Origin of the sequence: Sphingomonas sp. HMP6 (genome assembly GCF_013374095.1) — a bacterium.
In the GTDB taxonomy this organism is placed as follows: domain Bacteria; phylum Pseudomonadota; class Alphaproteobacteria; order Sphingomonadales; family Sphingomonadaceae; genus Sphingomonas.
The window spans coordinates 3307361-3332780 of record NZ_AP022672.1 but is presented as its reverse complement, the minus strand read 5'-3'; the positions used below and the strand labels follow the sequence as shown (position 1 = coordinate 3332780).

The 25420-nt window shown below is 64.7% G+C and carries 29 protein-coding genes; 16 read left to right on the top strand and 13 right to left on the bottom strand.

From position 1 onward, the window contains the following. Positions 1-8: 8 nt before the first annotated feature. Together thrS and HMP06_RS16325 are read right to left on the bottom strand one after the other, a co-directional pair. Positions 9-2015, bottom strand: a complete 2007-nt coding sequence (thrS, locus tag HMP06_RS16330; RefSeq protein WP_176498032.1) for a threonine--tRNA ligase — start codon at positions 2013-2015, stop codon at positions 9-11. Positions 2016-2092: 77 nt separating this feature from the next. Continuing rightward, positions 2093-2719, bottom strand: coding sequence for a hypothetical protein (locus tag HMP06_RS16325; RefSeq protein WP_176498031.1), 627 nt, complete (start codon positions 2717-2719; stop codon positions 2093-2095). Positions 2720-2853: 134 nt separating this feature from the next. Between HMP06_RS16325 and HMP06_RS16320 the strand changes: the two genes are divergently transcribed. Beyond that, complete coding sequence (locus tag HMP06_RS16320) at positions 2854-3282, top strand: hypothetical protein (RefSeq protein WP_176498030.1); 429 nt, start codon at positions 2854-2856, stop codon at positions 3280-3282. A gap of 98 nt (positions 3283-3380) precedes the next feature. Here HMP06_RS16320 and HMP06_RS16315 read toward each other — a convergent pair whose 3' ends face one another. Then, the gene (locus tag HMP06_RS16315; protein ID WP_176498029.1) at positions 3381-4208 is read right to left on the bottom strand and encodes an LD-carboxypeptidase; all 828 of its coding nucleotides are present in this window, start codon (positions 4206-4208) and stop codon (positions 3381-3383) included. A 45-nt stretch (positions 4209-4253) separates the two neighbouring features. On the opposite strand from HMP06_RS16315, the gene HMP06_RS16310 reads away from it, so the two are divergent. The 12 genes from HMP06_RS16310 to HMP06_RS16255 all read left to right on the top strand — a co-directional run bounded on the left by HMP06_RS16310 (position 4254) and on the right by HMP06_RS16255 (position 13140). After that, positions 4254-5645 carry a UDP-N-acetylmuramate--L-alanine ligase gene (locus HMP06_RS16310; RefSeq protein WP_176498028.1) on the top strand — a complete coding sequence of 464 codons (1392 nt, stop codon included), beginning with the start codon at positions 4254-4256 and terminating at the stop codon, positions 5643-5645. A 19-nt stretch (positions 5646-5664) separates the two neighbouring features. Then, entirely contained in the window at positions 5665-5919 is a 255-nt protein-coding gene (locus HMP06_RS16305; RefSeq protein WP_176498027.1) for a DUF6356 family protein, read from the top strand. A gap of 214 nt (positions 5920-6133) precedes the next feature. Further along, positions 6134-7753 (top strand): NAD(P)/FAD-dependent oxidoreductase, encoded by a 1620-nt coding sequence (locus HMP06_RS16300; protein WP_176498026.1) that lies wholly within the window; start codon positions 6134-6136, stop codon positions 7751-7753. Positions 7754-7809: 56 nt separating this feature from the next. Continuing rightward, positions 7810-8229: a hypothetical protein gene (locus HMP06_RS16295; protein ID WP_176498025.1), complete on the top strand. Its 420-nt coding sequence runs from the start codon at positions 7810-7812 to the stop codon at positions 8227-8229. Continuing rightward, positions 8226-8435: a helix-turn-helix transcriptional regulator gene (locus tag HMP06_RS16290; protein WP_176498024.1), complete on the top strand. Its 210-nt coding sequence runs from the start codon at positions 8226-8228 to the stop codon at positions 8433-8435. The genes HMP06_RS16295 and HMP06_RS16290 overlap by 4 nt, the downstream gene beginning before the upstream one ends. After that, positions 8432-9352 carry an alpha/beta fold hydrolase gene (locus tag HMP06_RS16285; protein ID WP_176498023.1) on the top strand — a complete coding sequence of 307 codons (921 nt, stop codon included), beginning with the start codon at positions 8432-8434 and terminating at the stop codon, positions 9350-9352. Before HMP06_RS16290 ends, HMP06_RS16285 begins: the two co-directional genes overlap by 4 nt. 188 nt (positions 9353-9540) lie before the next feature. Beyond that, a complete protein-coding gene (locus HMP06_RS16280; RefSeq protein ID WP_176498022.1) occupies positions 9541-10275 on the top strand; it encodes an alpha/beta fold hydrolase in 735 nt (244 codons plus the stop codon). Continuing rightward, positions 10272-11015, top strand: a complete 744-nt coding sequence (locus HMP06_RS16275) for a tetratricopeptide repeat protein (RefSeq protein WP_176498021.1) — start codon at positions 10272-10274, stop codon at positions 11013-11015. The genes HMP06_RS16280 and HMP06_RS16275 overlap by 4 nt, the downstream gene beginning before the upstream one ends. 96 nt (positions 11016-11111) lie before the next feature. After that, positions 11112-11564 carry a VOC family protein gene (locus tag HMP06_RS16270; protein ID WP_332103009.1) on the top strand — a complete coding sequence of 151 codons (453 nt, stop codon included), beginning with the start codon at positions 11112-11114 and terminating at the stop codon, positions 11562-11564. Continuing rightward, positions 11564-12292: a hydroxyacylglutathione hydrolase gene (gene gloB / locus HMP06_RS16265; RefSeq protein WP_176498020.1), complete on the top strand. Its 729-nt coding sequence runs from the start codon at positions 11564-11566 to the stop codon at positions 12290-12292. The genes HMP06_RS16270 and gloB overlap by 1 nt, the downstream gene beginning before the upstream one ends. A gap of 54 nt (positions 12293-12346) precedes the next feature. Continuing rightward, positions 12347-12754: a hypothetical protein gene (locus HMP06_RS16260; RefSeq protein WP_176498019.1), complete on the top strand. Its 408-nt coding sequence runs from the start codon at positions 12347-12349 to the stop codon at positions 12752-12754. Next, on the top strand, positions 12751-13140 hold the full coding sequence (locus HMP06_RS16255) for a hypothetical protein (protein WP_176498018.1): 390 nt from the start codon (positions 12751-12753) through the stop codon (positions 13138-13140). Before HMP06_RS16260 ends, HMP06_RS16255 begins: the two co-directional genes overlap by 4 nt. Here HMP06_RS16255 and hslU read toward each other — a convergent pair. The 5 genes from hslU to HMP06_RS16230 form a co-directional block, all read right to left on the bottom strand. After that, a complete protein-coding gene (hslU, locus tag HMP06_RS16250; RefSeq protein WP_176498017.1) occupies positions 13137-14432 on the bottom strand; it encodes an ATP-dependent protease ATPase subunit HslU in 1296 nt (431 codons plus the stop codon). The two genes, HMP06_RS16255 and hslU, sit on opposite strands and share 4 nt — an antisense overlap. 130 nt (positions 14433-14562) lie before the next feature. Further along, a complete protein-coding gene (hslV, locus tag HMP06_RS16245; protein ID WP_176498016.1) occupies positions 14563-15126 on the bottom strand; it encodes an ATP-dependent protease subunit HslV in 564 nt (187 codons plus the stop codon). A gap of 57 nt (positions 15127-15183) precedes the next feature. Next, on the bottom strand, positions 15184-15837 hold the full coding sequence (locus HMP06_RS18010) for a hypothetical protein (protein WP_269473388.1): 654 nt from the start codon (positions 15835-15837) through the stop codon (positions 15184-15186). A 66-nt stretch (positions 15838-15903) separates the two neighbouring features. After that, on the bottom strand, positions 15904-16326 hold the full coding sequence (locus HMP06_RS16235; protein ID WP_176498015.1) for a hypothetical protein: 423 nt from the start codon (positions 16324-16326) through the stop codon (positions 15904-15906). A gap of 327 nt (positions 16327-16653) precedes the next feature. Further along, positions 16654-16854: a hypothetical protein gene (locus tag HMP06_RS16230; protein WP_176498014.1), complete on the bottom strand. Its 201-nt coding sequence runs from the start codon at positions 16852-16854 to the stop codon at positions 16654-16656. A 297-nt stretch (positions 16855-17151) separates the two neighbouring features. On the opposite strand from HMP06_RS16230, the gene HMP06_RS16225 reads away from it, so the two are divergent. Both HMP06_RS16225 and HMP06_RS16220 read left to right on the top strand, forming a co-directional pair. After that, positions 17152-17433 carry a type II toxin-antitoxin system Phd/YefM family antitoxin gene (locus HMP06_RS16225; RefSeq protein ID WP_176498013.1) on the top strand — a complete coding sequence of 94 codons (282 nt, stop codon included), beginning with the start codon at positions 17152-17154 and terminating at the stop codon, positions 17431-17433. A gap of 19 nt (positions 17434-17452) precedes the next feature. Continuing rightward, positions 17453-17836 (top strand): type II toxin-antitoxin system PemK/MazF family toxin, encoded by a 384-nt coding sequence (locus HMP06_RS16220; RefSeq protein WP_232089749.1) that lies wholly within the window; start codon positions 17453-17455, stop codon positions 17834-17836. Between the two features lie 208 nt (positions 17837-18044). Here the strand turns inward: HMP06_RS16220 and HMP06_RS16215 are convergent, their stop codons facing one another. The 3 genes from HMP06_RS16215 to uvrA all read right to left on the bottom strand — a co-directional run bounded on the left by HMP06_RS16215 (position 18045) and on the right by uvrA (position 22341). Beyond that, the gene (locus HMP06_RS16215; RefSeq protein ID WP_176498011.1) at positions 18045-18731 is read right to left on the bottom strand and encodes a hypothetical protein; all 687 of its coding nucleotides are present in this window, start codon (positions 18729-18731) and stop codon (positions 18045-18047) included. 22 nt (positions 18732-18753) lie between these two features. Next, positions 18754-18978, bottom strand: coding sequence for a hypothetical protein (locus HMP06_RS16210; protein WP_176498010.1), 225 nt, complete (start codon positions 18976-18978; stop codon positions 18754-18756). 351 nt (positions 18979-19329) lie between these two features. Further along, positions 19330-22341 (bottom strand): excinuclease ABC subunit UvrA, encoded by a 3012-nt coding sequence (gene uvrA / locus HMP06_RS16205; protein WP_176498009.1) that lies wholly within the window; start codon positions 22339-22341, stop codon positions 19330-19332. Between the two features lie 120 nt (positions 22342-22461). Between uvrA and HMP06_RS16200 the strand changes: the two genes are divergently transcribed. Beyond that, positions 22462-23436, top strand: a complete 975-nt coding sequence (locus tag HMP06_RS16200) for an energy transducer TonB (RefSeq protein ID WP_232089987.1) — start codon at positions 22462-22464, stop codon at positions 23434-23436. Here HMP06_RS16200 and HMP06_RS16195 read toward each other — a convergent pair. Further along, positions 23433-24083 (bottom strand): trimeric intracellular cation channel family protein, encoded by a 651-nt coding sequence (locus HMP06_RS16195; RefSeq protein WP_176498007.1) that lies wholly within the window; start codon positions 24081-24083, stop codon positions 23433-23435. The genes HMP06_RS16200 and HMP06_RS16195 overlap by 4 nt on opposite strands. Before the next feature lie 37 nt (positions 24084-24120). Next, positions 24121-25401 carry a tetratricopeptide repeat protein gene (locus tag HMP06_RS16190; protein WP_176498006.1) on the bottom strand — a complete coding sequence of 427 codons (1281 nt, stop codon included), beginning with the start codon at positions 25399-25401 and terminating at the stop codon, positions 24121-24123. Positions 25402-25420 lie beyond the last annotated feature (19 nt).

Below are 25420 nucleotides of genomic sequence, written 5' to 3'. Positions count from 1 at the left end.
CGGGCGGGTTAGCACAAATCCGGCGGCGTCGCATCCCGCACGAGCATCGCGATCGCATCGTCCAAGGTGAGGAATTGCTGGCGATCGCTGCCCAACTGCCGGAGCGCGACCTTGCCTTCCTCGGCCTCGCGCTTGCCGACGACAAGCAGGTTTGGGACCTTGGCGAGGCTGTGTTCGCGCACCTTATAATTGATCTTCTCGTTGCGCAGGTCGGTTTCGACGCGCAGCCCGGCCGCCTTGAGCTTTTCCACGACCTCGATGGCGTAATCATCGGCATCGGACACGATCGTCGCGACCACCGCCTGCACCGGCGCCAGCCACAGCGGGAAACGCCCGGCATGATGTTCGATCAGGATACCGAGAAAGCGTTCGAACGTGCCGAGAATCGCGCGGTGGAGCATCACCGGACGATGCCGCTCGCCATCCGCGCCGACATAGCTCGCATCGAGTCGTTCTGGCAGGACGCGGTCGGACTGGATCGTGCCGACTTGCCATGTCCGACCGATCGCATCGGTGAGGTGGAATTCGAGTTTCGGCGCGTAGAAGGCACCCTCGCCCGGCAGTTCCTCGAACTTGGCCTTGATCGAGTCGCTGAGCCCCGAGGTCAGTACGGCCTCGCGCAATTCGTGCTCGGCCTTGTCCCACATCTCGTCGGTGCCGAAACGTGCATCGGGACGCAGCGCCAGCTTGACCGCATAATCCTCGAACCCGAGGTCGCGGTACACGCTGTCGAGGAGTTCGCAGAACTGCTGGACCTCGGCGACCAACTGATCCTCGCGCACGAAGATGTGTGCGTCGTCCTGCGTGAATTGCCGGACGCGCATGATGCCGTGGAGTGCGCCATGCGGCTCGTTGCGGTGGCAGCAGCCGAATTCGGCCATGCGGATCGGCAAGTCGCGGTAGCTCTTGATCCCTTGGCGGAAAATGAGGACGTGCGCCGGGCAGTTCATCGGCTTCAATGCCATCAGGTCGGCGGTGCCGCTGAAGATCGCGGCGTCATCCTCGGTGCTCGGGATCTCGTCGGGAACGACGAACATGTTCTCGCGATACTTGCCCCAATGGCCGGATTGCTCCCATTGGCGCGCGTCCATCAATTGCGGCGTCTTGACCTCGGCATAGCCCGCCGCGTCGAGCCGGCGGCGCATATAGGCCTCAAGCTGCCGCCACAGGATGAAGCCCTTGGGGTGCCAGAAAACCGACCCTTGCGCCTCGGACTGGAGGTGGAACAAGTCCATTTCCTGCCCGATCTTGCGGTGGTCGCGCTTGGCGGCTTCCTCGAGCATCGTCAGATGCGCGTCGAGCTGCTTCTTGCTCAACCAGCCGGTGCCGTAGATGCGGCTGAGCATCGCGTTCTTCTGGTCGCCGCGCCAATAGGCGCCCGAAACCCGCGTGAGTTTGAACGCATCGGGCGCGAGCTTTCCGGTCGAGGCGAGGTGCGGACCGCGGCACATATCGAGCCAGGCGTCGGCACCATTACCGGCCTTATAGACCGTCAGTTCCTCGCCTTCGGGGAGTTCGGCGGCCCATTCGGCCTTGAAGCTCTCGCCCTGCTTGGTCCAGCGGTCGATCAGATCCGCGCGGCTCCACACTTCGCGGATCAACGGCTCGTCCCGCGCGATGACGCGGCGCATCTCGGCCTCGATCGCGGGGAGATCCTCATCAGTGAAGGGGCGATCTTTCGGCGCGAAATCGTAATAGAAACCGTCGTCGGTAGAAGGGCCGAAGGTGATCTGCGTACCTGGGAACAGGTGCTGAACCGCTTCCGCCAGGACATGCGCGAAATCGTGGCGGGCGAGCTCGAGCGCGTCGGCCTCGTCCCTCGCGGTCACCAACGCGAGCGCAGCATCACCCTCGAACGGGCGCATGATGTCGCGCAGTTCGCCATCGACGCGCGCGGCGATCGCCGCCTTGGCCAAGCCCGGCCCGATGCTTGCAGCCACATCCGCGGGGGTAGTCCCCGGGGCTACCTCACGGACGGAACCGTCGGGCAGCGAGATGCGGAACAGGGCAGACATTGGGATCGGGCTTTCGAACGCTTATCGGAGCCGCCCGCTTACGCCGAGCCCCGACGTGGTTGCAAGCGCCGCGCGGATTACTCGGCGAACGGCACCGGACTGACGCTGCCTCGATCGGGCGCGACGGGTTGCTCCGCTTGTCCGGCAGTCGGGTCGACCGAGGGCTCACCGGGGGCGGGGGCAGGAGCCTGCGTTTGAGCCTGCGCCGCCTGCATTTCGCGATTCGTCGCGAGCGCTTCGGATTGCATCTGCGGCAAAGTCTCCATCAGGCTCGCGCCGGCGCGCAGTTGCACGGTTTCCCAGTTGAACGGCCGCCCGCGCAACGTCGAATCGACCTGTTCGATCATCGCAAAACGGGCGAGATCGCTTACCGTCCCGGCCGTGCCACCCGCGCTTGGGCCACCACCGCCGCACACGACGTCGATTTGCGTGCGCGCCGGGTCGAGCGGGACGAGCGCCGCCGTGCATTTGATTACGGCGTGCGCGCCCGACCCGGTCCAACTGATCGTTTTCGGCTCGACCGCCGCCTTGGTGATGTCGAGCGTCCCCATCGGACCTTGCGGGCCAGCGGGAATGTCCATTTGGTCGAGAATCGCGAAGATCGTTTCGGGCGTCGCGGCATAGACATTAGCAGGCGCGGGGGCGGAGCACCCCTGCAGGGCGCCAAAACATAGCAATGCGGCAATGCTCAGAACGGTCTTCACCGGCGCGCTTCCTTCAGGGCCAATCCGGCAACGCGTGCCACGGACAGCGTTAAGGTCGCGTTATCGCCTTGCCGCGAGGCCTGTACGGCGCTGCATGACGTCCTATCTTGGTCGCCTGGGGTGTGGGGGATACGATGCTTGCCGGTCTTTTGCTGCTGATCACCGTGACGCTGCGGTGCTTTCCCGAAACTTCTGCCGCACACTGGATCCAGCGCATAATGGTCGATGCGACTTGCGCACGGCTGGCGACGTTGGAGCGGCGACATCTCATCTTCTTCGCGCTGATGTCGATCGTTATCGTCGTTGGCGGGGAAGTGCTGGCGATGGCCGGGCCGCTCGACATGGCGCTGGTGGTGCTGTGGGATATCTCGATCTATCTCGATATCGTGGTGACGGCGGCGGTGGTTACGACCGCCACGCGCGCAGGGCCGGCGCTGCGCAACAGCATGACGCGCCGGCTGCCGCGTCGCGCCGGGCGGGCACGACGGACGAGAGCGGCGCGCAAGGAACGATCGTCCGCCAATGACGACGACGATCGAGCGGCCTTTCTGCGCGCGGCTTAGTCCCCCGCCGTTCGCGCTGCGCCTGTCCAAGGGCTGTTGTCGTGGCGCGGGAACGGAGCGGTGCTTTGACACGCTCAGCACAAACGCCGGGGGCGTGCTTACGCCAACCCGAACGGCACCACGTGATTGTTCGCCCCGTGTTCGACCGCCGCGCGGCCGAGATAGGGCACGCCCATTTCGCCGCACCAGCGCGTGATCATCGTCTCGAGCGTCTCGCCCCAGGGCGGATCGTTGGGCTGGACATCGCTCACCTGCCCCAGCCGCACGCCCGCCAGTCCCTTCAGTTGCGTCGCGTGCGCCATCGTGAAGAGCATCCGATCGATCCGGTAGAGCGGTTCGGACACATCCTCGATCAGCAGCACGTGATCGGTCAGATCGGGCAGCCACGGCGTGCCGGTCAGTGCGGTGAGGATCGCGAGGTTGAAAGCGGCGGCGGGGCGGCCCTTGAACGCGGCGTCGAGGCCGGGTTCGAGCACCCCGCGGTCCTTGTTCACCAGCCAGCGAAGGCTGCGCGCAAAGGCAACGCCGCCGTCGCGGCGCGTGACATCCCCTACCATCGGGCCGTGGACCGGCCGCCCGATCTTCGCAGCATAGAGCGCGCCGAGCAGGAACCCCATGTCGGAATAACCGAGATAGGTTTTCCGCCGCGCCGCCGCGCCCAATTGCGGGAGGACGGTGTGGAGGATGCGGTTCGAGCCATAGCCGCCGCGCGCAAACCAGATTGCGTCGATGGTCGGATCGTTCGCCATTTCGAGGAAGGCCGCGGCACGCGCCGCATCGGGGCCGGCGAAATGCCCTTCGGACAGGAAGCATTGCGGGTGGAAGACAAGATCGACCGTCGGCATCGCCACGGCGGTCAGCCCAAGCGCGCGCGCCGCCAGCGCTTCGTCGATGCCGCGTGCGGGTGCCACTACGCCAATCTTCATGCCTGCTCCGTTGCACTTGCGCCCGCAGAGCGATAGCGCGGGGAGATGAGCGACGGCAAATCCTACTTTTTTGTCGGGATCGGCGGCAGCGGCATGATGCCGCTGGCGATGATTCTGGCCGGTCGTGGTGCGCGCGTTGCCGGATCGGACCGGACGCTCGACCGCGGCGCGCTGCCCGCCAAGTTCGCCGATCTCGCCGCCAAGAGCGTGACGCTGTTCCCGCAGGACGGATCTGGCGTGACATCGGCGGAGCAAATCGTCGTCGCCTCGGCCGCGGTTGAGGCGAGCGTCGCAGATATCGTGGCGGCGGGGCGGGTCGGGGCACAGCGGATGAGCCGGGCGGAATTGCTGGCGAGCCTGTTCAACCAAAGCACGCTGCCGATCGGCGTTGCGGGTACCAGCGGCAAATCGACCGTGACGGGCATGATCGGCTGGATCCTGCACGTCTGCGGGCGCGACCCGACCGTGATGAACGGCGCGGTGATGAAGAATTTCGCAAGTCCCTCTGCACCGTTTGCCAGCGCGCTGGTCGGCGGCGGAGACGCGTTCGTCAGCGAGGTGGATGAAAGCGACGGGTCGATCGCCTTGTACCAGCCGAAAATCGCGGTGCTCAACAACGTCAGCCTCGATCACAAATCGCTCGAGGAATTGCGCGCGCTGTTCGGTGATTTCGCGGGCAAGGCCGAGACGACGGTGCTTAACATCGGCGATGCGGAAACGGCCGCGCTGGCGGCGACGCTGCAGGGCGAGAGAGTGACCTTTGCGGTCGAACACGACGCCGACCTGAGCGCCCGCAATCTGCGCCCCGAGCCGTTCGCGATTGCCTTCGATTTGATGGCGGACGGGGGGACGCACCCGGTACGGCTCTCGGTACCGGGCACGCACAATGTCTCCAACGCGCTGGCGGCGCTCGGCGCGGTGCGCGCGGCGGGGGTGCCGCTTGGCGATGCAGTCGGCGCGATTGAGGGTTTTAGCGGGCTCAAGCGACGCTTCGAACTGGTCGGCGGAGCGTATGGCGTAAGCGTGATCGATGATTTCGGGCACAACCCCGACAAGATTTCGGCGACGCTCGCCACGTTGCACGCTTTCCCCGGGCGGTTGCTCGTGCTGTTTCAGCCGCATGGCTATGGACCGCTCAAGGTGATGCGGCACGAACTCACCGCAATGTTCCGGGAGTCGCTCGGGCCGGACGACCTGCTGGCACTGCCGGACCCGGTCTATCAAGGCGGCACGGTCGCGCGCGAGGTGACCAGCGCCGACATCGTTGCCGAGATTGGCACAAATGCGCGGCATATCGCCGACCGGGCTGACGCCGCCGCGTGGATCGTTGCGCAAGCGCGGCCCGGCGACCGGATCGTGGTGATGGGTGCGCGCGACGATACGCTCAGCCAGCTCGCCGCCGATATGCTGCCACAAATCGCAGCTAAAAGTACGTAACGTAAGAGGGAGCCGCTCAATGTTCCGCCGCCTGTTTCTTGATCACCCCGCCTCGGTCGGCGAGAGCTATGCCGAGCATTTCGGCGTCGCGACGCGCTTCGGGATCACGATGATCGGCGCAGGGTTGGCGGGCGTGGTCCACGGCGTCCTGCCCTTTGCGTTCAAGACCACCGGGAGCAGCACCGTGATGCGGCTGAACAAGCAGATCGTCGATAAGCGCGCCGCCGTGATGGCGGACGAAACGCAGCGGCGGACGGTGGAATATGTGATCTGACGCACCTTAGGCTCGGCGCAGCGACGCTGCGCCGAGCCTAAGGTGCGTCCGGACGGCGCGGCTTTGCCGCGGCGCGATGGGTGTAGGATAGCGATGCCCCAACGGAACACTTGCCGCACGCCCCCTCCACCACTCGGCTGAAGAAGCCGAGCGGTCCGCCTCCCCGTTCCGGGGAGGATTTGTTTACCGCGCCTCACCCCGCTAAAGCGCGCCCATGCTCCGCATCACCGAACTCCGCCTGCCGCTGCACCATGCGGATGAGGAATTGCCCGCCGCGATCCGTAAGCGGCTGCGCATCACGCCGCGCGACATGGTGCGCTTCGCCATCGCCCGCCGCGCGCATGACGCGCGCGACAAGGCCGACATCCAGCTCGTCTATGCGGTCGACGTGACGCTGCGCGACGAAGCCCCGGTGCTTGCGCGGATGAAGAAGGACCGGGGCGTCCAGCGCACGCCCGATACGTCGTACAAATTCGTCGCCAAGCTGACCGACTATCGCGGCCCCCGCCCGGTGGTGATCGGCGCGGGGCCGTGCGGGTTGTTTGCCGGGCTGATCCTGGCGCAGATGGGGTTGAAGCCGATCATCGTCGATCGCGGCAAGGTGGTGCGCGAACGGACCAAGGACACGTGGGGCCTGTGGCGGCGCGGCGTGCTCAACCCCGAAAGCAACGTGCAGTTCGGCGAGGGCGGCGCGGGGACATTCTCAGACGGCAAGCTCTACAGCCGGATCAAGGACCCGCGCCACCTCGACCGCAAGGTGATGATCGAGTTCGTCAAAGCGGGCGCACCGCCCGAGATATTGACTGAGGCGCATCCGCATATCGGCACCTTCCGCCTGGTGACGATGGTCGAATCGATGCGCGCGACGATCGAGGCGCTCGGTGGTGAATATCGCTTCGAGACGCGCGTCGATGGCGTGGACGTGGCGACCGATGCGGCGGGCGTGCGGCGGATGCGCGGGCTGCATTTGCATGGCGGCGGCTATCTGGAGGCCGAGCAGGTCGTGCTCGCGGTCGGGCACAGCGCGCGCGACACGTTTCAGATGCTCCATGACGGCGGCGTTTTCGTCGAGGCCAAGCCCTTCTCGATCGGCGTGCGGATCGAGCATCCGCAATCCTGGATCGACCGCGCGCGCTTTGGCGCGAACGCGGGTAATCCGATCCTTGGTGCGGCGGAATATCACATCTCGCACCACGCCAAGAACGGGCGGACGGCGTACAGCTTCTGCATGTGCCCCGGCGGTACGGTGGTGGCGGCGACCTCCGAAATTGGGCGTGTCGCGACCAACGGAATGAGTCAATATTCGCGCAACGAGCGCAACGCCAATTCCGGTATGGTCGTCGGGATCGATCCGGCCCGCGATTATCCCGACGGGCCGCTAGCCGGGATCGCGCTGCAACGCGAGATCGAGGAACGCGCGTTCGTGGCGGGCGGATCGAACTATAACGCGCCGGCGCAATTGCTCGGCGATTTCCTGGCCGGACGCCCGTCGACGAAACTTGGCAGCGTGACGCCGTCTTACAAACCTGGCGTGACGATGACCGACCTAGCTCTGTGCCTGCCCGAGTTCGCGGTGACGGCGATGCGCGAGGCGCTGGTTCAGTTCGGCCGCGAAATCCCCGGCTACGACCATCCCGATGCGGTGCTGACCGGTGTCGAGACGCGTACCTCCGCCCCTATCCGCATCACCCGCGGCGACGATTTCCAGAGCCTCAACACGGTGGGACTGTACCCGGCGGGCGAGGGCGCGGGTTATGCTGGCGGAATTTTGTCGGCGGCGGTCGATGGGATCAAGGTGGCGGAGGCGGTGGCGCGAGCTGTACAGCACCCTTGACAGACAAGCGACCTTGACTGTAAAGCTTCCTTCACTGATTCGAAAGGGAGCTTTACATGTCAAAGCATAATATGGCGCAACGGCGGTATCTCGCGCGGTTTTTCCCGGCGATGGTCGGTTATGTCGTTCTCCTGTTCGCCTCGACATACGTAATTCGCTTCTGGCATCCGAGCGGCGTCACACTTGCGGCGCTCGCGGTCGCGCCTTCGCTCCCTTTGCTCGCGGTCATCGGAGTGATGGGTCTGTATCTGCTGGAGGAGCGCGACGAGTTCCTGCGTCAGCGCTTGGTCACGGCGATGTTGGGCGGGCTGGCCGTGCTGCTCGCGGTGCTGACCGTGTGGGGTTTTCTTGCCAATGGTGGCGTGGCCGAGGAGCCGCCAGCTTTCCTCGCCTTTCCTTTGTGGTGCGGGGCGTTCGGGCTGGTGCAGTGCGGACTGAATGTGCGCGATCGCATGAGTTCCGGCGCAGCAGCATGACCAACCGTCTCCGCGTCTTGCGCGCAGAACGAGGGTGGAGCCAGGGCGATCTGGCCGACCGGCTCGAGGTGTCGCGCCAGAGCGTCAACGCGATCGAAACAGGGCGCTATGATCCCTCGCTCCCGCTCGCCTTCCGCATCGCCGAATTGTTCGGTCTCGCGATCGAAGAAATTTTCGTCAGCCCGTCGAAGGAGATTGAAGCATGACCCCTGCTACCAAAGCGCGCTTGATCGCCGCGGTCGGTTTCCCGCTACTGCTGCTCCACGGCCACGCGCTGCACGCCGCCCCGAATGCGACGGAGGGTGCTGCTACGACCGCCCCCGCCGTGGAGCGGATGCCGCATATCTCGGTCACGACGATGGGCGAAACGGGCAGCCCGGTCATCCTGATCCCGGGCCTCGCCTCCCCCCGCGCAGTATGGGACGGGATCGCGCCGGACCTGGCCAAAATGCACCGGGTGTATCTGGTGCAAGTCAACGGTTTTGGCGGCGATGCGGTCGGCGAGAATGCCAAGCCGGGCGTGCTGGAGGGCGTCGCTGCCGACCTCGATGGCTATATCCGCAAGCATAACATCAAGGACCCCGCGATCATCGGCCATTCGATCGGCGGGTTGCTGGCGATGATGATGGGCGCACGCTATCCGGGCTCGACCGGGCGGGTGATAGTGGTCGATGCGCTGCCGTTTTTCAGCCTGTTGTTCGACCCCGGCATGACCGTCGAGGCGGCGCGCTCCTTTGCCGAGCAAGCGCGCGCGCGGACGCTGGCGACTCCGCTTCAGACCGCGACGGTAACAACCGACCCAGGCGGAATCTGGTCGATCACCCCGGAGGGACGGATCAAGGTCGCCAATTGGGGCAACAAGGCGGCCCCGGCGGCGACGGCACAGGCGCTGTATGAGGCGATGACCACCGATGTCCGCCCGGAGCTGGCGAAGATCACCGCTAAACCCTTTACGGTGCTCTATGCGACTGGCGCCGGGCCGCGCGCGAAAACGATCTGGGAAAGTGGCTACGCCGGGTCGCCGGCGAAGCTCGTGCCGATTGCCAATAGCTGGCACTTCATTATGCTCGATCAGCCCAAAGCGTTCCATGCGGCGGTGCATGATTTTCTTCACGAGCAATAACGGTTTCACTTTTTCGCGCCACCCCGGCGAAAGGCCGGGGCCCAGTTGCGGAGCAGTATCGGGCGAGCGCAGCGCTTTATCTGATAAACCTCCGCAACAGGGCCCCGGCTTGCGCCGGGGTGGTTGAGGGGTGGTGCAGGGGCTATTGGCTGCTTCCCCGCCCCTGCCCCGCGCGCTAAGTCGAGGGCATGACCGACACCCCCGCGCCCCCGCCCCGCCCCGCCCTCGCCTATCACAAGACCCCCGGCACCGGCCCCACGGTCGTGTTCCTGCCCGGCTATGGCTCGGACATGGAGGGCACCAAGGCGCTGGCGCTGGAGGCGTGGGCCAAGCGGACGGGTCGCGCGTACCTCCGCTTCGATTATGGCGGATGCGGCCATAGCGAGGGCGCGTTCGAGGAACAGACACTTGCTGGTTGGCGCGATGATGTCGTGACGATGCTCGATGAACTGGTCGATGGGCCGGCGGTACTGGTCGGATCATCGATGGGCGGATGGCTGATGCTGCTGGTCGCGCGCGACCGGCCGGAGCAGGTCGCCGGACTCGTCGGCATCGCGCCCGCGCCCGATTTCACCGACTGGGGCTTCAGCGTGGAGGAGAAATTGACGCTGCTCTCCGACGGGCGGCTCGAACGGGTCGGACGCTATGCCGATCTACCGATGGTCTACACCCGCGCCTTCTGGCAATCGGGCGAGGCCAATCGCGTGATGTTTACCGGGCTCCCGATCGATGTGCCGGTGCGGTTGCTGCAGGGCATGGCGGATACCGACGTGCCGTGGAACCGCGCCGTCCGGCTGGCCGAATTGCTGCGTTCAGCCAATGTGCAGGTGCAGTTGATCAAGGACGGTGACCACCGCCTGTCGCGCGATGCGGACCTCGCCGCGCTGATCGCGGCACTAGAGGATGTGATGCGCGCCTTATGATCCTGTTGTTCTTGCTCGCCCAGGCCGCCACCGCGGTCGGCCCGCCCGCGCCGGTCGCGGATCGTTACGAACGCTGCCTCGACCGCGCGAAAAGCGATCCGACTGCCGCCGAAGCCGAAGCGGGCCAATGGCAATTGGCGGGCGGCAGCTTCTTCGCCAGCCAGTGCCTCGGCATGGCCTATGCCAATGAAGCGCGCTGGTCGGCGGCGGCCGCATCGTTCGAAAGCGCTGCGCGCGCCGCCGAAAAGGCCGGCGATACGCGCGATGCCAATTACTGGGCGCAGGCGGGGAACGCCTGGCTTGCAGCTGGCGACGCGGCCAAGGCACGAAGCGCGCTCGATGCGGCAATCTCGGGCGGGACGCTGAAAGGCCTGCCGCTGGGCGAGGCGCATCTCGACCGCGCGCGGGCGATGGTCGCGAGCAACGATCCAGAGGGGGCACGCGACGATCTCGATCGGGCGCTGACCGAAGTTCCGGCCGATCCGCTGGCGTGGCTGCTCTCGGCAACGCTCGCACGGCGCGAACAGCAGGTGGTGCGCGCGAAAACTGACATTGCCGAGGCGCTGCGCCTGGGCGCGGACGATCCGGCGGTGCAACTCGAAGCCGGCAACATCGCTGCGCTGGCGGGTGACGAGGCTGGCGCGCGTGCGGCGTGGCGCGAAGCGGTGACGCTGCGGCCAGACAGCGCGGCGGGAAAGGCGGCAGCGGCAGCGCTCAAGCAGTTCGACGCCAAGCCATAATCGCTTTTTGATATCGTCCGATCGCGCCATCGCACTGGCGTGAGACCGCCGCTGCGCCTATCTGCACCATGACTGCCGACAGGAGCCGCGTGACTGATGAAATACCTCCACACGATGATCCGCGTGACCGATCCCGACGCGACGGTTGCGTTCTTCAAGCTGCTTGGGCTTGAAGAGGTGCGGCGCATGGAAAGCACGGCGGGGCGCTTCACGCTGATCTTCCTCGCGACGCCTGAAGACATGACCGCGCCAGGCCAGCGCGCCAGCGCCGAAGTCGAGCTGACCTATAATTGGCCGGCCGAGGGACAGCCCGCCGAAGTCTATACCGGCGGCCGCAATTTCGGGCATCTGGCCTATTATGTCGATGATATCTACGAGACCTGCCAGCGGTTGATGGACGGCGGCGTGACGATCAACCGCCCGCCGCGCGACGGCAATATGGCGTTCGTCCGCACGCCCGACCTGATCTCGATCGAATTGCTGCAGGACGGCCCGGCGCTCGCGCCAGCGGAACCATGGGTGTCGATGCCCAATGTGGGGGAATGGTAATGCCAAGCAACCTCGAAATCGTCCGCATCCCGGCGCTGAGCGACAATTATGTCTGGCTGGTGCATGATCCCGCATCGAACGAGACGATCGTGGTCGATCCGAGCGAGGCGGCACCGGTTCTAGCCGAAGCCGAGGCGCGAGGCTGGAAGATCTCGCAGATCTGGAACACGCACTGGCACCCCGATCACACCGACGGCAATGCCGCGATCAAGGCGCTCGGCGCAACGGTCAGCGGCCCCGCCGCCGAAGCGGAGAAGATCCCGACACTCGACGTGGCCCTGCGCGAGGGCGACACGGTGCGCATCGGCGCGCATGTCGCGACCGTAATGGAGACACCGGGTCACACCGCCGGGCACATCGTCTTCCACATGGCCGACGATGCCGCGCTGTTCAGCGGCGACACGCTCTTCGCGATGGGCTGCGGCCGATTGTTCGAGGGTGGCCCCGCGCAGATGTATGCCAATATGCAGCGCCTGGCGACTTTGCCCCCCGAGACGATCGTGTATTGCGCGCACGAATATACCCAGTCGAATGGGCGCTATGCCGCGGCGGCCGAGCCCGACAATGCCGCGGTTACCGAGCGGATGAGCGACGTAGACGCCAAGCGTGCGGCGGGCGAGCCGACCGTGCCCACGACGATCGCGCTGGAGCTGGCCACCAATCCCTTCCTGCGCGCGTCCTCGGCCGAACAGCTTGCCGAACGGCGTGCGGCGAAGGATGTTTTCTAGCGGCGGATGCGGTATAAGGCAGGTGGGGCAGACGCTTTGAAAAGGACGCGTAGCATGTACCGATTCATTCTTCCCGCAATCCTGTTGCTTGGCGGCGCTTCCGCCCTTTCGGCCGATACCAAGGGGTATCAGGCGCGGCAGGATGCAAGGGACAAGATCGATCTCGACAAGCAATTGGCCGGGCTCGTCGCGGGGAAGCCGCAGTCGTGCATCAGTCCCGTCCGCTATCGCGAAAGCACCCGGGTGGGCGACACGATCCTGTACAAAAACGGCCGCAACGACATCATGCGGACCGACACCGGCGGTGGATGTTTCGGGCTGCGGCGTGGTGATGCGATCGTGACGACCACCTTTAGCAGCCAATTTTGCCGCGGCGACATCGTCCGGACAATCGATCTGGTCAGCAGCGTGCAAAGTGGCAGTTGCATCTTTGGTGACTTCGTCCCCTACCGCAAGCCATGATCCGCGCGCTCGGCTTGGTCGCGGCGCTTGGCGCGATGACCGGGTCGGACAGCAAGGATCTCGACCGCGCGCTTGCCGGGCGGGTGCCGGGCAAGCCCGAAACGTGCCTGTCGAACAGCCGGATTTCGACACCGCGAGTAATCGGCAACCGGATTTTGCTTTACCAGGACGGGGCGCGGGTGTGGCGTAACGATCTGCCCGATGCCTGCCCCGGCCTCAACAGCGACGCGCTGATCGTCACCGAGGTGTTCGGCGGGCAATTGTGCCGCAACGACCAATTCTACACGCTCCAGCGCGGCGGCGGCGGGATCGCTGGGCCGCGCTGTCGGTTGGGCAATTTCGTGCCGTGGGACCGGGTGGCGGCTCCGGCGGCGGCGACCCGCTAGAGCACGAACCGGCTGAGATCGGTGTTGCGCGCGATGCTTGCCAGATGCGTCTCGACATAAGCGGCGTCGACGACAACCGTCTCCCCGCCGCGGTCCTCGGCATTGAAGCTGACGTCTTCGAGCAGCTTTTCCATCACCGTCTGCAACCGCCGCGCGCCGATATTCTCGATCTCGCCATTCACTTCGGCGGCGATCTTCGCGACCGCGCGGATGCCATCGACGGTGAACTCGACACCGACATTCTCGGTCGCGATCAGCGCGACATATTGCTGCGTCAGTGAGGCCTTGGTGTCGCTGAGGATCGCGACGAAATCGTCCTCGGTCAGCGCCTTCAGCTCGACACGGATCGGCAGGCGGCCCTGGAGCTCTGGCAACAGGTCGCTCGGCTTGGCGACGTGGAACGCGCCGCTGGCGATGAACAGGATATGGTCGGTCTTCATCGGGCCATATTTGGTCGCGACGGTCGTGCCCTCGATCAACGGCAGCAGATCGCGCTGCACGCCCTCACGGCTGACCGATCCGCCGCGCACGTCGCTGACCGCGATCTTGTCGATCTCGTCGAGGAAGACGATACCGTTGGCCTCGGCATCGGCGAGCGCCATGCGGGATACTTCGTCCTGATCGAGGCGCTTGTCGGCTTCCTCCTCGACGAGCTTGTCCCACGCGGCGGGGACGGTGAGCTTGCGACGCTTGAGCTGGCCCTGCCCGAACGCCTTGCCCATCATCTCGCTGAGGTTGATCATCTGTGCGCCGCCGCCGGGAACGTCGAAGGGCATTTGCGGTGCGGCTTCGAGTTCGATCTCGATCTCGGTATCGCGCAGATGGCCGTCGTGCAGCCGCTGGCGGAAGGCTTCGCGCGTCGCCTCGCTGGCGCCCTTGCCGGTCAGCGCATCGAGCAGCCGCGTCATCGCGGCTTCCTCGGCTTTGTCCTTCACGGCGACGCGGCGGCGATCCTTCTCCAGCCGGATCGCTTCCTCGACCAGATCGCGCGCAATCTGTTCGACGTCGCGGCCGACATAGCCGACTTCGGTGAATTTGGTCGCCTCGACCTTGATGAAGGGCGCATCGGCGAGCTTGGCCAGACGACGGCTGATCTCGGTCTTGCCGCAACCGGTCGGCCCGATCATCAGGATGTTCTTCGGGGAAACCTCGTCGCGCAGATCGGGCGAGAGCTGCTGCCGACGCCAGCGGTTGCGCATCGCGACCGCGACCGCGCGTTTGGCGTCCTGCTGGCCGATGATGTGCTCGTCGAGCGCGCGGACGATGGCTTTGGGGGTGAGGGCGTCGTTCATTTTCTCTTCTTCCCCCCTCCCGCTGGCGGGAGGGGTCGGGGGTGGGCTCGCTTCATCCGCGAGCGATTGCGTTTCGGGGAGAGCGCGCGCCCACCCCTCAATCCCCTCCCGCAAGCGGGAGGGGAGGAAATCAGGAGGCTTCGAGGCTTTCGACCGTCAGCCGGTCGTTGGTGTAGACGCATAGCTCGGCCGCGATGCCCATCGCCTTGCGGCAGATCGTCTCGGCATCGGCTTCGTAATCGGACAGCGCGCGCGCCGCCGACAAGGCGAAATTCCCGCCCGAACCGATCGCGGCGACCGTGCCATTGGGCCCGCCTTCCGGCTCCAGCACGTCGCCAGTCCCCGTCAGGATCAGCGTCACGTCCTTGTCGGCGACGATCATCATCGCCTCCAGATTGCGGAGGTATTTGTCGGTGCGCCAGTCCTTCGCCAGCTCGACCGCGGCACGCAGCAATTGGCCGTGATGCTGCTCCAGCTTGCGTTCCAGCCGCTCGAACAGCGTGAAGGCATCGGCGGTCGCGCCGGCGAACCCGCCGATCACCGACCCGTCGCCGAGCCGCCGCACCTTCTTCGCATTGGGCTTCATCACCGTCTGGCCCTGCGTCACCTGGCCGTCTCCGGCGACGACGACACGGCCATTCTTGCGCACGGACAGGATCGTGGTGCCGTGCCACACCATTTTGTTCTCGCTCATGTCAGGCGATATGGGTGCGCAAGGGCGGGCGTGCAATCCACCCTGTAGGATCGCAGGTTAGTTCGGCAGACCGGGCGGCGGGCGCAGCGCCTCGCGTTCCGCTGCCGTCATTGGCGCAGACATGTTGGGACGAAAATCCGCGACGGCGCGGTCGTCGGCGTTACGGTTTGGATCGAGCAGATCGGTCGGCACATGACCCTCATCCGCCTTGCCGTTGAGCAACGCCATGATCCGGCCGCGCGTGAGGAAGGCGGCAATCCCGGCTCCGGCGGCAAGCGCAACGGCGCCGAGGGACCAGGCCGTGCGGGGGGCCACTGTGGGAAGCGCGGCGGCGACCGACCGGCGCACACCGGACGCCGTCTTCGCATCCGACTTTGCTGGAGCCTTTGCCGTGGCCTTGGCAGCAGACGCCGCCTTGGGCTTGGGACCAGGCTTGCCCTTGGCCGACGATGCCGACGCGGGGGTTACGGCTTTGCGCGTGGTCGAGCGCTTGGGAACGGGACGCGCGGTGGCCTTGGACTGCGGCGCGGGCGCGGCAGCAGGCGCGGTGGATGCAGCGCTTACCTCCGCGGGCTTGGGCGCAGCGGGCTTGGCGGCGCGCTTGGGCGACGGGGCCTTGGCCGTGCCGGCCGTGCGCGCGGAGCGGCGCGGGGCGGGCGTCGCGGGCTGTGCGCCCTTGGGGGCTTTGGGAGGCTCTGGGGGCGTTGCCATGGCGCGGTCTCGCTTCAGGGGGTCAGGAGGCGGTGCGGGGCAGAATGCCACCGCACCGCCGGATGATCAACGGCAGCGACCGCCGCGCTGACCGTCCTTATCGATCGCCTGGCCGGCAAGCGCACCACCGACGCCGCCGATCAGCGCACCGAGCAAGCCCGAGCCGCCGGGTGCAATCGCCGCACCGAGCGCACCGCCAGCGATACCGCCGACGACCAGACCGGTCGTGCCGTCATTGCGACGGCAATAATAGCGCCCGTCGCTGCCACGATAGACGCGGTCGTTGGCGCTGAGCTGACGCTCCTGATAGCGGCGACGGTCCTCGCGGTAATAGCGCGACGCATCATAGCCATTATACGCCGGATCGGGCCGGTCGTAATCATATTGGGCGTAGCGGCTGTCATAGCCGCGCGCCGGGCCGTTGCCATAATCGGTACAGCCAGCAAGGGCGACGGTTGCGGCCAGCAGGCCGAGCGTGAGCGTGCGCATTGGGTTTCCTCCACGTGATCGTTGTGGGGGTGGAATGCTTGGGGACGGGAAAGGTTGCGGCACGCCGCCAAGGTGCAGCAAGCTGCACCGCGCCGAGCGGCGCGCCCGGCGGACGGCGCCAGCAGCGCCGTTCCACGACGTGGCTTTGCCGCGGCGCGACCCAAGCGACGACCGACGTCAGGGGATCCAGGACCATCCCGCCCTGCCCGCGCGCGCCGGAAGTTTAGGCAAGTTAGGCGTAAACACATTCCTTAACGTCACACGAGTCACACCATCGACACCCTCCCCGCCCCCGTAAAGTCACACCAGAGTCGCACCATCGGCACCCTATCGCCGCAGCCCGAGCGTGCGCTCCGCCGCCGCGATCGCGGCGCGCGTTTCGTCCGACAGGGGCGCGGTGGTGCCGATCAGGCGCGCGTCGACCAGTTGCTCCCACTGCGCGCGGATCTCGTGCTCGGCGGCGGTGAAGGCGGTCGCGTGGTCGTGCCGCGGGGAGAGCGGGACGGCGTCGGGGTGACGGTTGGGCATGGCTCGGCTCCTCATTGGGTGGATGAGGGGGCGAGGATATAGCAGGGTGGGGTTTGTAGGACAGCTACCGGCGCGCCCGAGCGATTAGCCGAGCTAATCGCGAGGCCCCGCCGCGCGCCGGGACGGCCGGCGCGGCCAGCAGCCGCGACCGACGATCGGGTCCCCACAAAGTATTACTTTGTGGGGTACCCCGGCGCGGCTTCGCCGCGACGCTATCCCGACGGGATTGCCAAATTGGCAACTTCGACTATAATCCCTATTATCGCCACAACGGCTATCGACACGAGAGTTTGTGCCATGTCAGAACCCCTCCTCGCCGTCTCGGCCAAGGATGTCGCCAATCGCTTCGGTTTCTACACCGATGAGGCGATGCAGCGTCCGGTCGGGATCACGCGGCACGGCACGACGCGCGTCGTGATGCTCTCGTTCAAGGAATATGAGCGGCTGAAACGGCGCGACCGCGAGGTGATCAGGACGGAGGATCTGGATGACTCAACGCTCAACGCCATCCTCACCGCCGAAGTCTCCGAGCGGTCCAAGGCGCTCAACTACCTCATGGACGATTCCGAGCCCGGCTGACGTTATCAGTTACGCCTATTTGTGGGCGCGCGAGGCCGAGCGGGGACAGGACGAAGGGCTGAAGGATCGCCCCGCCGTCGTCGTCATCGCGCGGATCGTGCGAGAGACGCAGACCGAGATCACCGTCGCGCCGGTGACGCACAGCATGCCCAACGACCCGCAGGCCGCTGTCGAAATACCCGCCAAGGTCAAGCGCCAGCTTGGGCTGGATCAGGAGCGAAGCTGGATCGTCACCAGCGAACTCAATCGTTTCGTCTGGCCCGGCCCGGACATCCGCGTTGCGCCGGGCCGCGATACGCCGGTGTACGACGCGATCCCGGAATTGCTGTTCGAAAAGCTGCGCGTTGCCGTAAACCGGCAAGTCGCGGCTGGGCGGTTGAAGGTGACCAAACGGACCGAGTGAGGGCGCGCGAGCGGAGCTGGATCGTGACCAACGATGTCAACAGCTTCCGCTGGCCGGGGTCGGATGTGCGCGTGCTGGACGACGGCACGCCCTTTTATAGCGAAATCCCGGATTGGCTGTTCTTGCGGGTGCGGGCGAGTGTCGGGACTTGGGCTGGGCGGGGGATGCGGGTTTCCCATAGCGTTGCCTGGGAATACACCCTTGTACACTACGTGATGATGACCAATTTCGTTCGAATACGCTTAATTACGGAATTGTAGTTCGGATACATCGCCAACCTGGCATATTGCTCGGGTATTCTGTACCGTAGCGCGAGCTGGTGATCGGTTATCTTCCCAGCATCGTAGTCAGGTTGGTGCGTCTGCCTAAGTTCCAGTGGGAAGAGAGTTTCAAGAGCCAAAATTTCGGCATCTTGCTCCGTTCCGTGTGGACTAAATGGCTCTAGCGTGGATACAGTATCGTCGACTAGATACTCGGCCAATTTCATTAGGTCCGCCAGATTGGTAACACGATTACCAATCGAATTATCGATAATGCAATGATACATCTCTTTGCAGAGAACGAAGCGCTCCCAACAAAAATTTAGGCCTGAAGAATATTGAATTCGCGCGTAATCGCCCGCGCCCGCATAAACTCCCATAGCACCCCGAAAAAACGCGATTTGCGCGGCGATATTTCTAACCGCGAAATCATATTTTTCCCAAATTATTCGGTCAGCAAAACCTCGCTCCTCCATCATCGGACGCAGAAGGTCTACTTTAACAGGAACTTGGGTCAGATCGTGTTGGCGATGGTACTGAGCCAGAACACCAAAAAGCACTTCATCAAGAGAAAAAGACACTTTGACGCCCCACCACGAAGATAAAAAAAGGGGGCGGACAACCGCCCCCTTCACGTTAGGGTTTTAATTATGACAATCAGAAGGCGGCGTCAAATCGCTTCTGAAGCGTCTCCCCATCAACGCTATCAATCACCTTAAAATCGCCAGCAGCGATCGTTGATTGAATTTCCGCAGCCTCTTCGAGAAAATTTGCCAATGAGACGCCGCTCTTGTTTTTTACAAAAAACTTTACGTTCATCAGCCCTTCCTGTTCGAAGAGCGCCGAGAAGCGATCCGAAAATCGCTCGGATTGCAACTGCATAAACTGTCCTCCTCTAGTCAGACTCTTGCGAGTAGGTTGATAAAAAATGCCACTCGATAACGACTGGCAAGCGAACGAGTTTCAAAATTGTATATCATGGCCTATTACGCACTCATTAACGCACATCCAACCGAGCTTCGGATGGAAGCTTGAACGGCTTAAAACCGATTATCGCTTGAATAGCAATATGGGGATCACAAAAGCGCGTTCAATAAGCGACATTGTAGGACAGTTTTTTGAGCCGAAGTGGCTTTGAAGCATCCATCAGAAGCCAAAATCGCATCGATATGCCGCAACCGTCGGGCAGCCGATACCAAAGAGAATCACTTGCCGCTCACCGGGAAATGCCCCTCACCGCCCTGTTAACAACGGCGCCAAATACCGCCCCGTAAAGCTCCCCTTAGCCTTCGCGACCACCTCCGGCGTGCCCTCCGCGACGATTTCCCCGCCCTTGACGCCGCCCTCCGGCCCGAGATCGAGCACCCAATCCGCGGTCTTGATCACGTCGAGGTTGTGCTCGATCACGACCACGGTATTCCCCTGTTCGACCAGTTGGTGCAGCACTTCGAGCAATTTGCGGACATCCTCGAAATGGAGGCCGGTGGTGGGTTCGTCGAGGATATACAGCGTCTGGCCGGTCGCGCGGCGCGACAGTTCCTTGGCGAGTTTGACGCGCTGCGCCTCGCCGCCCGAGAGCGTCGTCGCTTGCTGGCCGACCTTGACGTAGCCCAGGCCGACCTCGGCCAGCATCGCCATCTTGTCGCGGATGGGGGGGACGGCCTTGAAGAATTCGACCGCATCCTCGACCGTCATGTCGAGCACGTCGGCGATGCTGAGGCCCTTGAACTTCACCTCGAGCGTCTCGCGATTGTAGCGCGCGCCGTGGCACACGTCGCAAGTGACATAGACGTCGGGGAGGAAGTGCATTTCGATCTTGAGCAGCCCGTCGCCCTGGCACGCCTCGCACCGGCCGCCCTTGACGTTAAACGAGAAACGCCCGGGTTTGTAGCCGCGTGCCTGGCTTTCGGGGAGGCCGGCGAACCAGTCGCGGATTTGCGTGAAGGCGCCGGTATAGGTGGCGGGGTTGCTGCGCGGGGTGCGGCCGATCGGCGACTGGTCGATATCGATGACCTTGTCGAGATACTGCAGGCCGGTGACCTTGTCGTGCTTGCCCGCGAGCACGCGCGCACCGTTGAGCGAGCGCGCGGCGGCGGCGTAGAGCGTGTCGATCGTGAAGCTCGATTTGCCGCTGCCCGAGACGCCGGTGATGCAGGTGAAGGTGCCGAGCGGGAGGCTTGCCGTGACGCCCTTGAGGTTGTTGGCGGTGGCGTTGTGGACGGTGAGTTTCTTGCCATTGCCCTTGCGCCGGGTTTTCGGCACGGCGACTTCGCGGCGGCCGGAGAGGTAATCGGCGGTGATGCTGTTTTCGTTCGCGAGCACTTCCTCGAACGTGCCCTGCGCGACGATGTGGCCGCCGTGGACGCCCGCCCCCGGCCCCATGTCGATGACGTAATCGGCGGTGCGGATCGCGTCCTCGTCATGTTCGACCACGAGCACGGTGTTGCCGAGATCGCGCAGGCGGCGGAGCGTCTTCAACAGCATGTCATTGTCGCGCTGGTGCAGGCCGATGCTGGGTTCGTCGAGCACGTAGAGCACGCCGGAGAGGCCGCTGCCGATCTGGCTGGCGAGGCGGATGCGTTGGGATTCGCCGCCGGAGAGCGTGCCGCTGGTGCGGTCTAGGTTGAGGTAATCGAGGCCGACATTGTTGAGGAAGCCGAGCCGCTCAAGGATTTCCTTGAGGATGCGTTCGGCGATGGCGTTTTGTTGCGTGGAGAGGTCGGCGGGGACGCTCTCGAACCAGGTGAGCGCGTCGACCACCGACAGGCGTGTGACCGACGAGATGTCGCGCATGCCGATCTTGACCGCGAGTGCCTCGGGCTTGAGGCGCGCGCCGCCGCACACTTCGCACGGGGCGGAGCTTTGGTATTTGGAGAGTTCCTCGCGCATCCACGCGCTTTCGGTGCTGAGCATGCGGCGGTTGAGGTTGCCGATGACGCCCTCGAACGGTTTCTTGACGTCATACGACTTCTTGCCGTCGATGAAGGTGAGCGTGACGGGCTTGCCGCCGGTGCCGTGGAGGATGATGAGCTGCACTTCGCCGGGGAGGTCCTCCCACGGCGTCTCCAGGCTGAAGCCGAATTCGCGCGCGAGGCTGCCGAGGACTTGCATGTAATATGGCGACGGCGGGTTGGACTTGGCCCAGGGGACGACCGCGCCCTTCTTGATGCTGAGCGCGTGGTTGGGGACGACGAGGTCCTCGTCGAACAGCAGTTTTTCGCCGAGGCCATCGCACGCCGGGCACGCGCCTTGGGGTGCGTTGAAGCTGAACAGCCGGGGTTCGATTTCGGCGATGGTGAAGCCGGAGACGGGGCAGGCGAATTTTTCGGAGAAGACGATGCGGTTGGCGGGGATGCCGGCGCCCTTCATCTTTTGCTCGGGGGCGCCGCCTAGACTCCCCTCCCGCTCGCGGGAGGGGCTGGGGGAGGGCATGTCCGCTTGAAACGACTGTGGGATTTCGCGGACAGCCCCTCCCCCAGCCCCTCCCGCAAGCGGGAGGGGAGCAGAAAGCGCCTCCGCCACCGTGCCATCCACCAGATCCACATAGGCCAGCCCCTCGGCGAGCTTCAGCGCAGCCTCGAAACTCTCGGCCAGGCGCGTCGCCATGTCGGGGCCGACGACGAGGCGATCGACCACCACCTCGACATCATGCTTCAGTTTTTTGTCGAGCGCCGGGGCCTCGTCGATCTCGTAAATCTCGCCGTCGATGCGGACGCGCGTGAAGCCGGCCTTCTGCCATTCGAGCAGCTCCTTGCGATACTCGCCCTTCCGCGCGCGGACGACGGGGGCGAGCAAGTAGAGCCGCGTGCCCTCGGGCAGCGCCATGACGCGGTCGACCATCTGGCTGACGGTTTGCGCCGAGATCGGCAGGCCGGTCGCGGGGCTGTACGGAATGCCGACGCGCGCCCACAGCAGACGCATGTAATCGTAGATTTCGGTGACGGTCGCGACGGTCGAGCGCGGGTTGCGGCTGGTGGTCTTCTGCTCGATGCTGATCGCTGGCGACAGGCCCTCGATATGGTCGACATCGGGCTTCTGCATCAGTTCGAGGAACTGGCGCGCATAGGCCGACAGCGATTCGACATAGCGCCGCTGCCCCTCGGCATAGATCGTGTCGAAGGCGAGGCTCGATTTGCCCGACCCGGACAGGCCGGTGATGACGGTCAGCGTATCGCGCGGAATGTCCACGCTCACATCCTTGAGGTTGTGCTCGCGCGCGCCGCGTACGGAAATATGAGTCAGCATGGGGCCGGTTTGTTCCAGATTTGTTCGGGTGACGCAAGCGACGGGTTGCGGGGTGGAGATGGGGCGTTAGGATGCGCGGGGCAAGGGTGAGGGGGCGATATGCACTGGACGTTGTTGACGATGATTTCGGGCCTCGCCGGACAGGTGCCGGGCGCAGCGCCGGACACCCCGACCACCAGCGTTGCAGCGCCTGCAGATAGTCCGGCGATGGCGATTGCACGCGCCAATCGTACGAAAATGAAAGCTCCGCCGAGACCGAAAGCCCGTCTCAAGCCCGACTATCCCGAAGTGGAACGGGCCGCGCTGCACGGCGGCACGGTATCGGTCGCGGCAATCGTAAACGAAACCGGGACGATCGAAGAGGCGACCATCGTGCGCAGTTCCAGTTTCCCCGCGCTGGATGCGGCGGCGTTGGACGTTGTGCGCACGGGCAGTTTCATACCCGCCAAGGATGCAAACGACACGCCGATCGCGGTGCCGGTGTCGTTACCGATTCGATTCGATCCCTATGACCTGAGCGGCGATGTAACAGTTGCTACCGAACCGGAGCAGACATATCCCGACGCAGAACGCGCTGCCGGGCACCACGGTCGCGTGCTTGTGGTTGGCGTCGTCGATGTCGATGGGGCGCTGACCCGCGCGGAAGTCTCGGCGAGTAGTCGAGCACCGGGTCTCGACGCTGCGGCGCTGGCGACGGCGCGGGCCACGCGCTTTGAAGTCCGTCGCGACGATAAAGGTCAGGCGCTGCCGACGCCGGTTCGCATGGCGTATGAGTATGACAGTTTTCGCTCCCCCGGCAAAGGCGGCGGAGTGCTACGCTATCGCTGCGACCAGTTCGTGCTGGATCAGGATTGGTGGCGTTCTACCTTTCCACCAAAGGAGCGTGGCGAGTTTTATACGATGATGCTGGGCCTCGGGACGTTGGCACAATTGCGCGGTGGCAAACTCGACTTCACTTCGGCCTCGCTGGCTGATTTTGAAGTGCGTTGGACCAAAGCGATTGAAGCTTGTCGTGCGCACCCAACGACATTGATGATCGACCACCTCAAGCCGGAGGGCGAGTGGGCGCGGCGGGCGGCCGAGCCACGTCGCTAGCGTCCCCGCCCCCCATACCCCGGCAGCCCCAGCTTCCACCGGATCGCCGCCGCCCTGAGCGCGAAGCCCGCTGCAGCCGCCACGCCCGCAGCCAACGTCGGCTCCACCCCCAGCGTCACCAGCGCGACGTGCAGCCCCGCTGCCAGTGCCGCTGCCGTCACATACAGTTCCGGCCGCATCAGGATCGAGGGTTCGCCCGCCAGCACGTCGCGGATGATGCCGCCGACGCACGCCGTCACCACACCCATCAGCGCGGCGGGGACCGGGGGCACGCCGAACGCTAGCGCCTTGGCCGCGCCGAACACGGCGTACGCCGCGAGGCCGACCGCATCGAGCCAGTCGAGCGCGGTCGTCTGCCCCTGCGGCCCACGCCACCAGCCGGCCGGCGTCAGCCACACCAGCCCCGCGACCGCCAGACAGATTGCCGACACAAACGGATCATGCACCCAGAACACCGGCGCGCCGATCAGCAGATCGCGTACCGACCCGCCGCCCACGCCGGTGATGAGCGCGAAGAACGCCGCCGTCACGAACGTCTGTCCGCGCCCGGCGGCAGCGAGCGCCCCGGTGATTGCGAAGACGGCGATCCCGAACAGATCGAGCCACGGCAGGATGGAGCCGAATTGCCAGGGGTGGAGCGGGAGCATGATGCTGTCTAAGCGATCCGTTGCTCCGAAGCGTGCATTAAAACGCGCGCGTTACGCCAAGCTCTACGCTTAGCCGACGATAGTCGTATATTCCGACGCTCGACCGATTGCGTTCGTAGGCAAACCGCGCAACCGGAGCGAGCGCCAGCAACGCGAGCTTGCGCAACACGAGCCCCGTACCGATCCGAACGAAATTATCGTAACGCCTTGCGGTGTAGAGTAACAATCGCGCGTCGGCGTCGAGGTGACGATACGTAACCGTGCCGAAGAGCGTCGCAGTCTTGACGTCTCGCCATACCAACGCCGTGACGCCGCCTGAGGTGTTCGCAAAGCCGGGATCGCGCGCGATCTGCCGATCCATCGACACGGTAATGCTACCCCCCATGCGCGGGGTAAAGGCCCGCTCGACCGCTAGCGACGCATTATAAATCGAGCCGCTTTGCAGATCGTTCAGGCTGTAATCCGCACGTGCGGCGGAGGCATCGATTTCGATCTGTCCGCGCCTGCCCACCACATGCGTCCAATTGATCGCGCCACCGATCGTGCGCGCATAAAAGACACCGCCATAATAGCGATTGGTCAGGGTGGCGGTCGGCCGAATACGGTCACGTGGCAAAGTGACCTCAGGACCGAGCGCCAAGGACGCCGACACGTCGTTGAATTGCGTTTCGCCATAAAGACTTGCCGCGGCCGAAACACGTCCGAGCAATGCCATACGGTTCGCGATCGGCAGGCGGGCGTACCCCTGACCGGCAAGCCTCGCTCCTAAACCGGATCTTTCGCGCGCATCTCGGCTCAAGGTCAACGGCGCGATGACTGTGTCCAGCGTGACCGCATTGGTGGCGCGGTTGATATTGGTATCGGGCGCGATCGCGACATCGATCGATCCTCCGAAACGTTTGGTCGTTCGCAGCGCGTTGGTGAACTGATCGACCACCACGGCTACGTCAGCGGGAAGTGCGCCGCTACGCGCTTGCCGCAACTGCCGCCGCGCACCATCGGAATCACCAAGAAGCACAAGCACGCGCGCCAGCTCCATCCTGACTCGCGCCCCATCTGGCTTTTCATCGAGTAAAGCGCGGAGAACGATCGCTGCATCCTTGTAGCGTTTCTCTTCCGCCAGCAACATACCGAGCCGGAAGCGCGCCTCGGATCGAATTTCGAGATCAGGATCGCGTGTCAGGGCACGGTAGATCGTCTCAGCGTCGGTATTGTTGCCGGTGGCGCGCTTGGCTTCGGCTAGCTCGAACAAGGCTACAGGGCCGAGCTGCTGCGTTTCCGCAACGGAAGGCTCGGCCTGCAAGTACAGTAAGGGCATACGCCAGTCTTTCAGACTC

Excerpts from the sequence above, each read along its gene's own strand:
- HMP06_RS16200 (WP_232089987.1), top strand. The coding sequence starts at position 22,462 with ATGATTTCGGGCCTCGCCGGACAGGTGCCGGGCGCAGCGCCGGACACC.
- HMP06_RS16270 (WP_332103009.1), top strand. The coding sequence starts at position 11,112 with ATGAAATACCTCCACACGATGATCCGCGTGACCGATCCCGACGCGACG.
- hslU (WP_176498017.1), bottom strand. The coding sequence starts at position 14,432 with ATGAACGACGCCCTCACCCCCAAAGCCATCGTCCGCGCGCTCGACGAG.
- HMP06_RS18010 (WP_269473388.1), bottom strand. The coding sequence starts at position 15,837 with ATGGCAACGCCCCCAGAGCCTCCCAAAGCCCCCAAGGGCGCACAGCCC.
- HMP06_RS16195 (WP_176498007.1), bottom strand. The coding sequence starts at position 24,083 with ATGCTCCCGCTCCACCCCTGGCAATTCGGCTCCATCCTGCCGTGGCTC.
- HMP06_RS16310 (WP_176498028.1), top strand. The coding sequence starts at position 4,254 with ATGAGCGACGGCAAATCCTACTTTTTTGTCGGGATCGGCGGCAGCGGC.
- HMP06_RS16275 (WP_176498021.1), top strand. The coding sequence starts at position 10,272 with ATGATCCTGTTGTTCTTGCTCGCCCAGGCCGCCACCGCGGTCGGCCCG.
- HMP06_RS16210 (WP_176498010.1), bottom strand. The coding sequence starts at position 18,978 with ATGCAGTTGCAATCCGAGCGATTTTCGGATCGCTTCTCGGCGCTCTTC.
- hslV (WP_176498016.1), bottom strand. The coding sequence starts at position 15,126 with ATGAGCGAGAACAAAATGGTGTGGCACGGCACCACGATCCTGTCCGTG.
- HMP06_RS16305 (WP_176498027.1), top strand. The coding sequence starts at position 5,665 with ATGTTCCGCCGCCTGTTTCTTGATCACCCCGCCTCGGTCGGCGAGAGC.
- HMP06_RS16225 (WP_176498013.1), top strand. The coding sequence starts at position 17,152 with ATGTCAGAACCCCTCCTCGCCGTCTCGGCCAAGGATGTCGCCAATCGC.
- HMP06_RS16230 (WP_176498014.1), bottom strand. The coding sequence starts at position 16,854 with ATGCCCAACCGTCACCCCGACGCCGTCCCGCTCTCCCCGCGGCACGAC.
- HMP06_RS16285 (WP_176498023.1), top strand. The coding sequence starts at position 8,432 with ATGACCCCTGCTACCAAAGCGCGCTTGATCGCCGCGGTCGGTTTCCCG.
- HMP06_RS16260 (WP_176498019.1), top strand. The coding sequence starts at position 12,347 with ATGTACCGATTCATTCTTCCCGCAATCCTGTTGCTTGGCGGCGCTTCC.
- HMP06_RS16300 (WP_176498026.1), top strand. The coding sequence starts at position 6,134 with ATGCTCCGCATCACCGAACTCCGCCTGCCGCTGCACCATGCGGATGAG.
- HMP06_RS16190 (WP_176498006.1), bottom strand. The coding sequence starts at position 25,401 with ATGCCCTTACTGTACTTGCAGGCCGAGCCTTCCGTTGCGGAAACGCAG.
- HMP06_RS16280 (WP_176498022.1), top strand. The coding sequence starts at position 9,541 with ATGACCGACACCCCCGCGCCCCCGCCCCGCCCCGCCCTCGCCTATCAC.
- HMP06_RS16320 (WP_176498030.1), top strand. The coding sequence starts at position 2,854 with ATGCTTGCCGGTCTTTTGCTGCTGATCACCGTGACGCTGCGGTGCTTT.
- gloB (WP_176498020.1), top strand. The coding sequence starts at position 11,564 with ATGCCAAGCAACCTCGAAATCGTCCGCATCCCGGCGCTGAGCGACAAT.
- HMP06_RS16315 (WP_176498029.1), bottom strand. The coding sequence starts at position 4,208 with ATGAAGATTGGCGTAGTGGCACCCGCACGCGGCATCGACGAAGCGCTG.
- HMP06_RS16255 (WP_176498018.1), top strand. The coding sequence starts at position 12,751 with ATGATCCGCGCGCTCGGCTTGGTCGCGGCGCTTGGCGCGATGACCGGG.
- HMP06_RS16235 (WP_176498015.1), bottom strand. The coding sequence starts at position 16,326 with ATGCGCACGCTCACGCTCGGCCTGCTGGCCGCAACCGTCGCCCTTGCT.
- HMP06_RS16290 (WP_176498024.1), top strand. The coding sequence starts at position 8,226 with ATGACCAACCGTCTCCGCGTCTTGCGCGCAGAACGAGGGTGGAGCCAG.
- HMP06_RS16295 (WP_176498025.1), top strand. The coding sequence starts at position 7,810 with ATGTCAAAGCATAATATGGCGCAACGGCGGTATCTCGCGCGGTTTTTC.
- thrS (WP_176498032.1), bottom strand. The coding sequence starts at position 2,015 with ATGTCTGCCCTGTTCCGCATCTCGCTGCCCGACGGTTCCGTCCGTGAG.
- uvrA (WP_176498009.1), bottom strand. The coding sequence starts at position 22,341 with ATGCTGACTCATATTTCCGTACGCGGCGCGCGCGAGCACAACCTCAAG.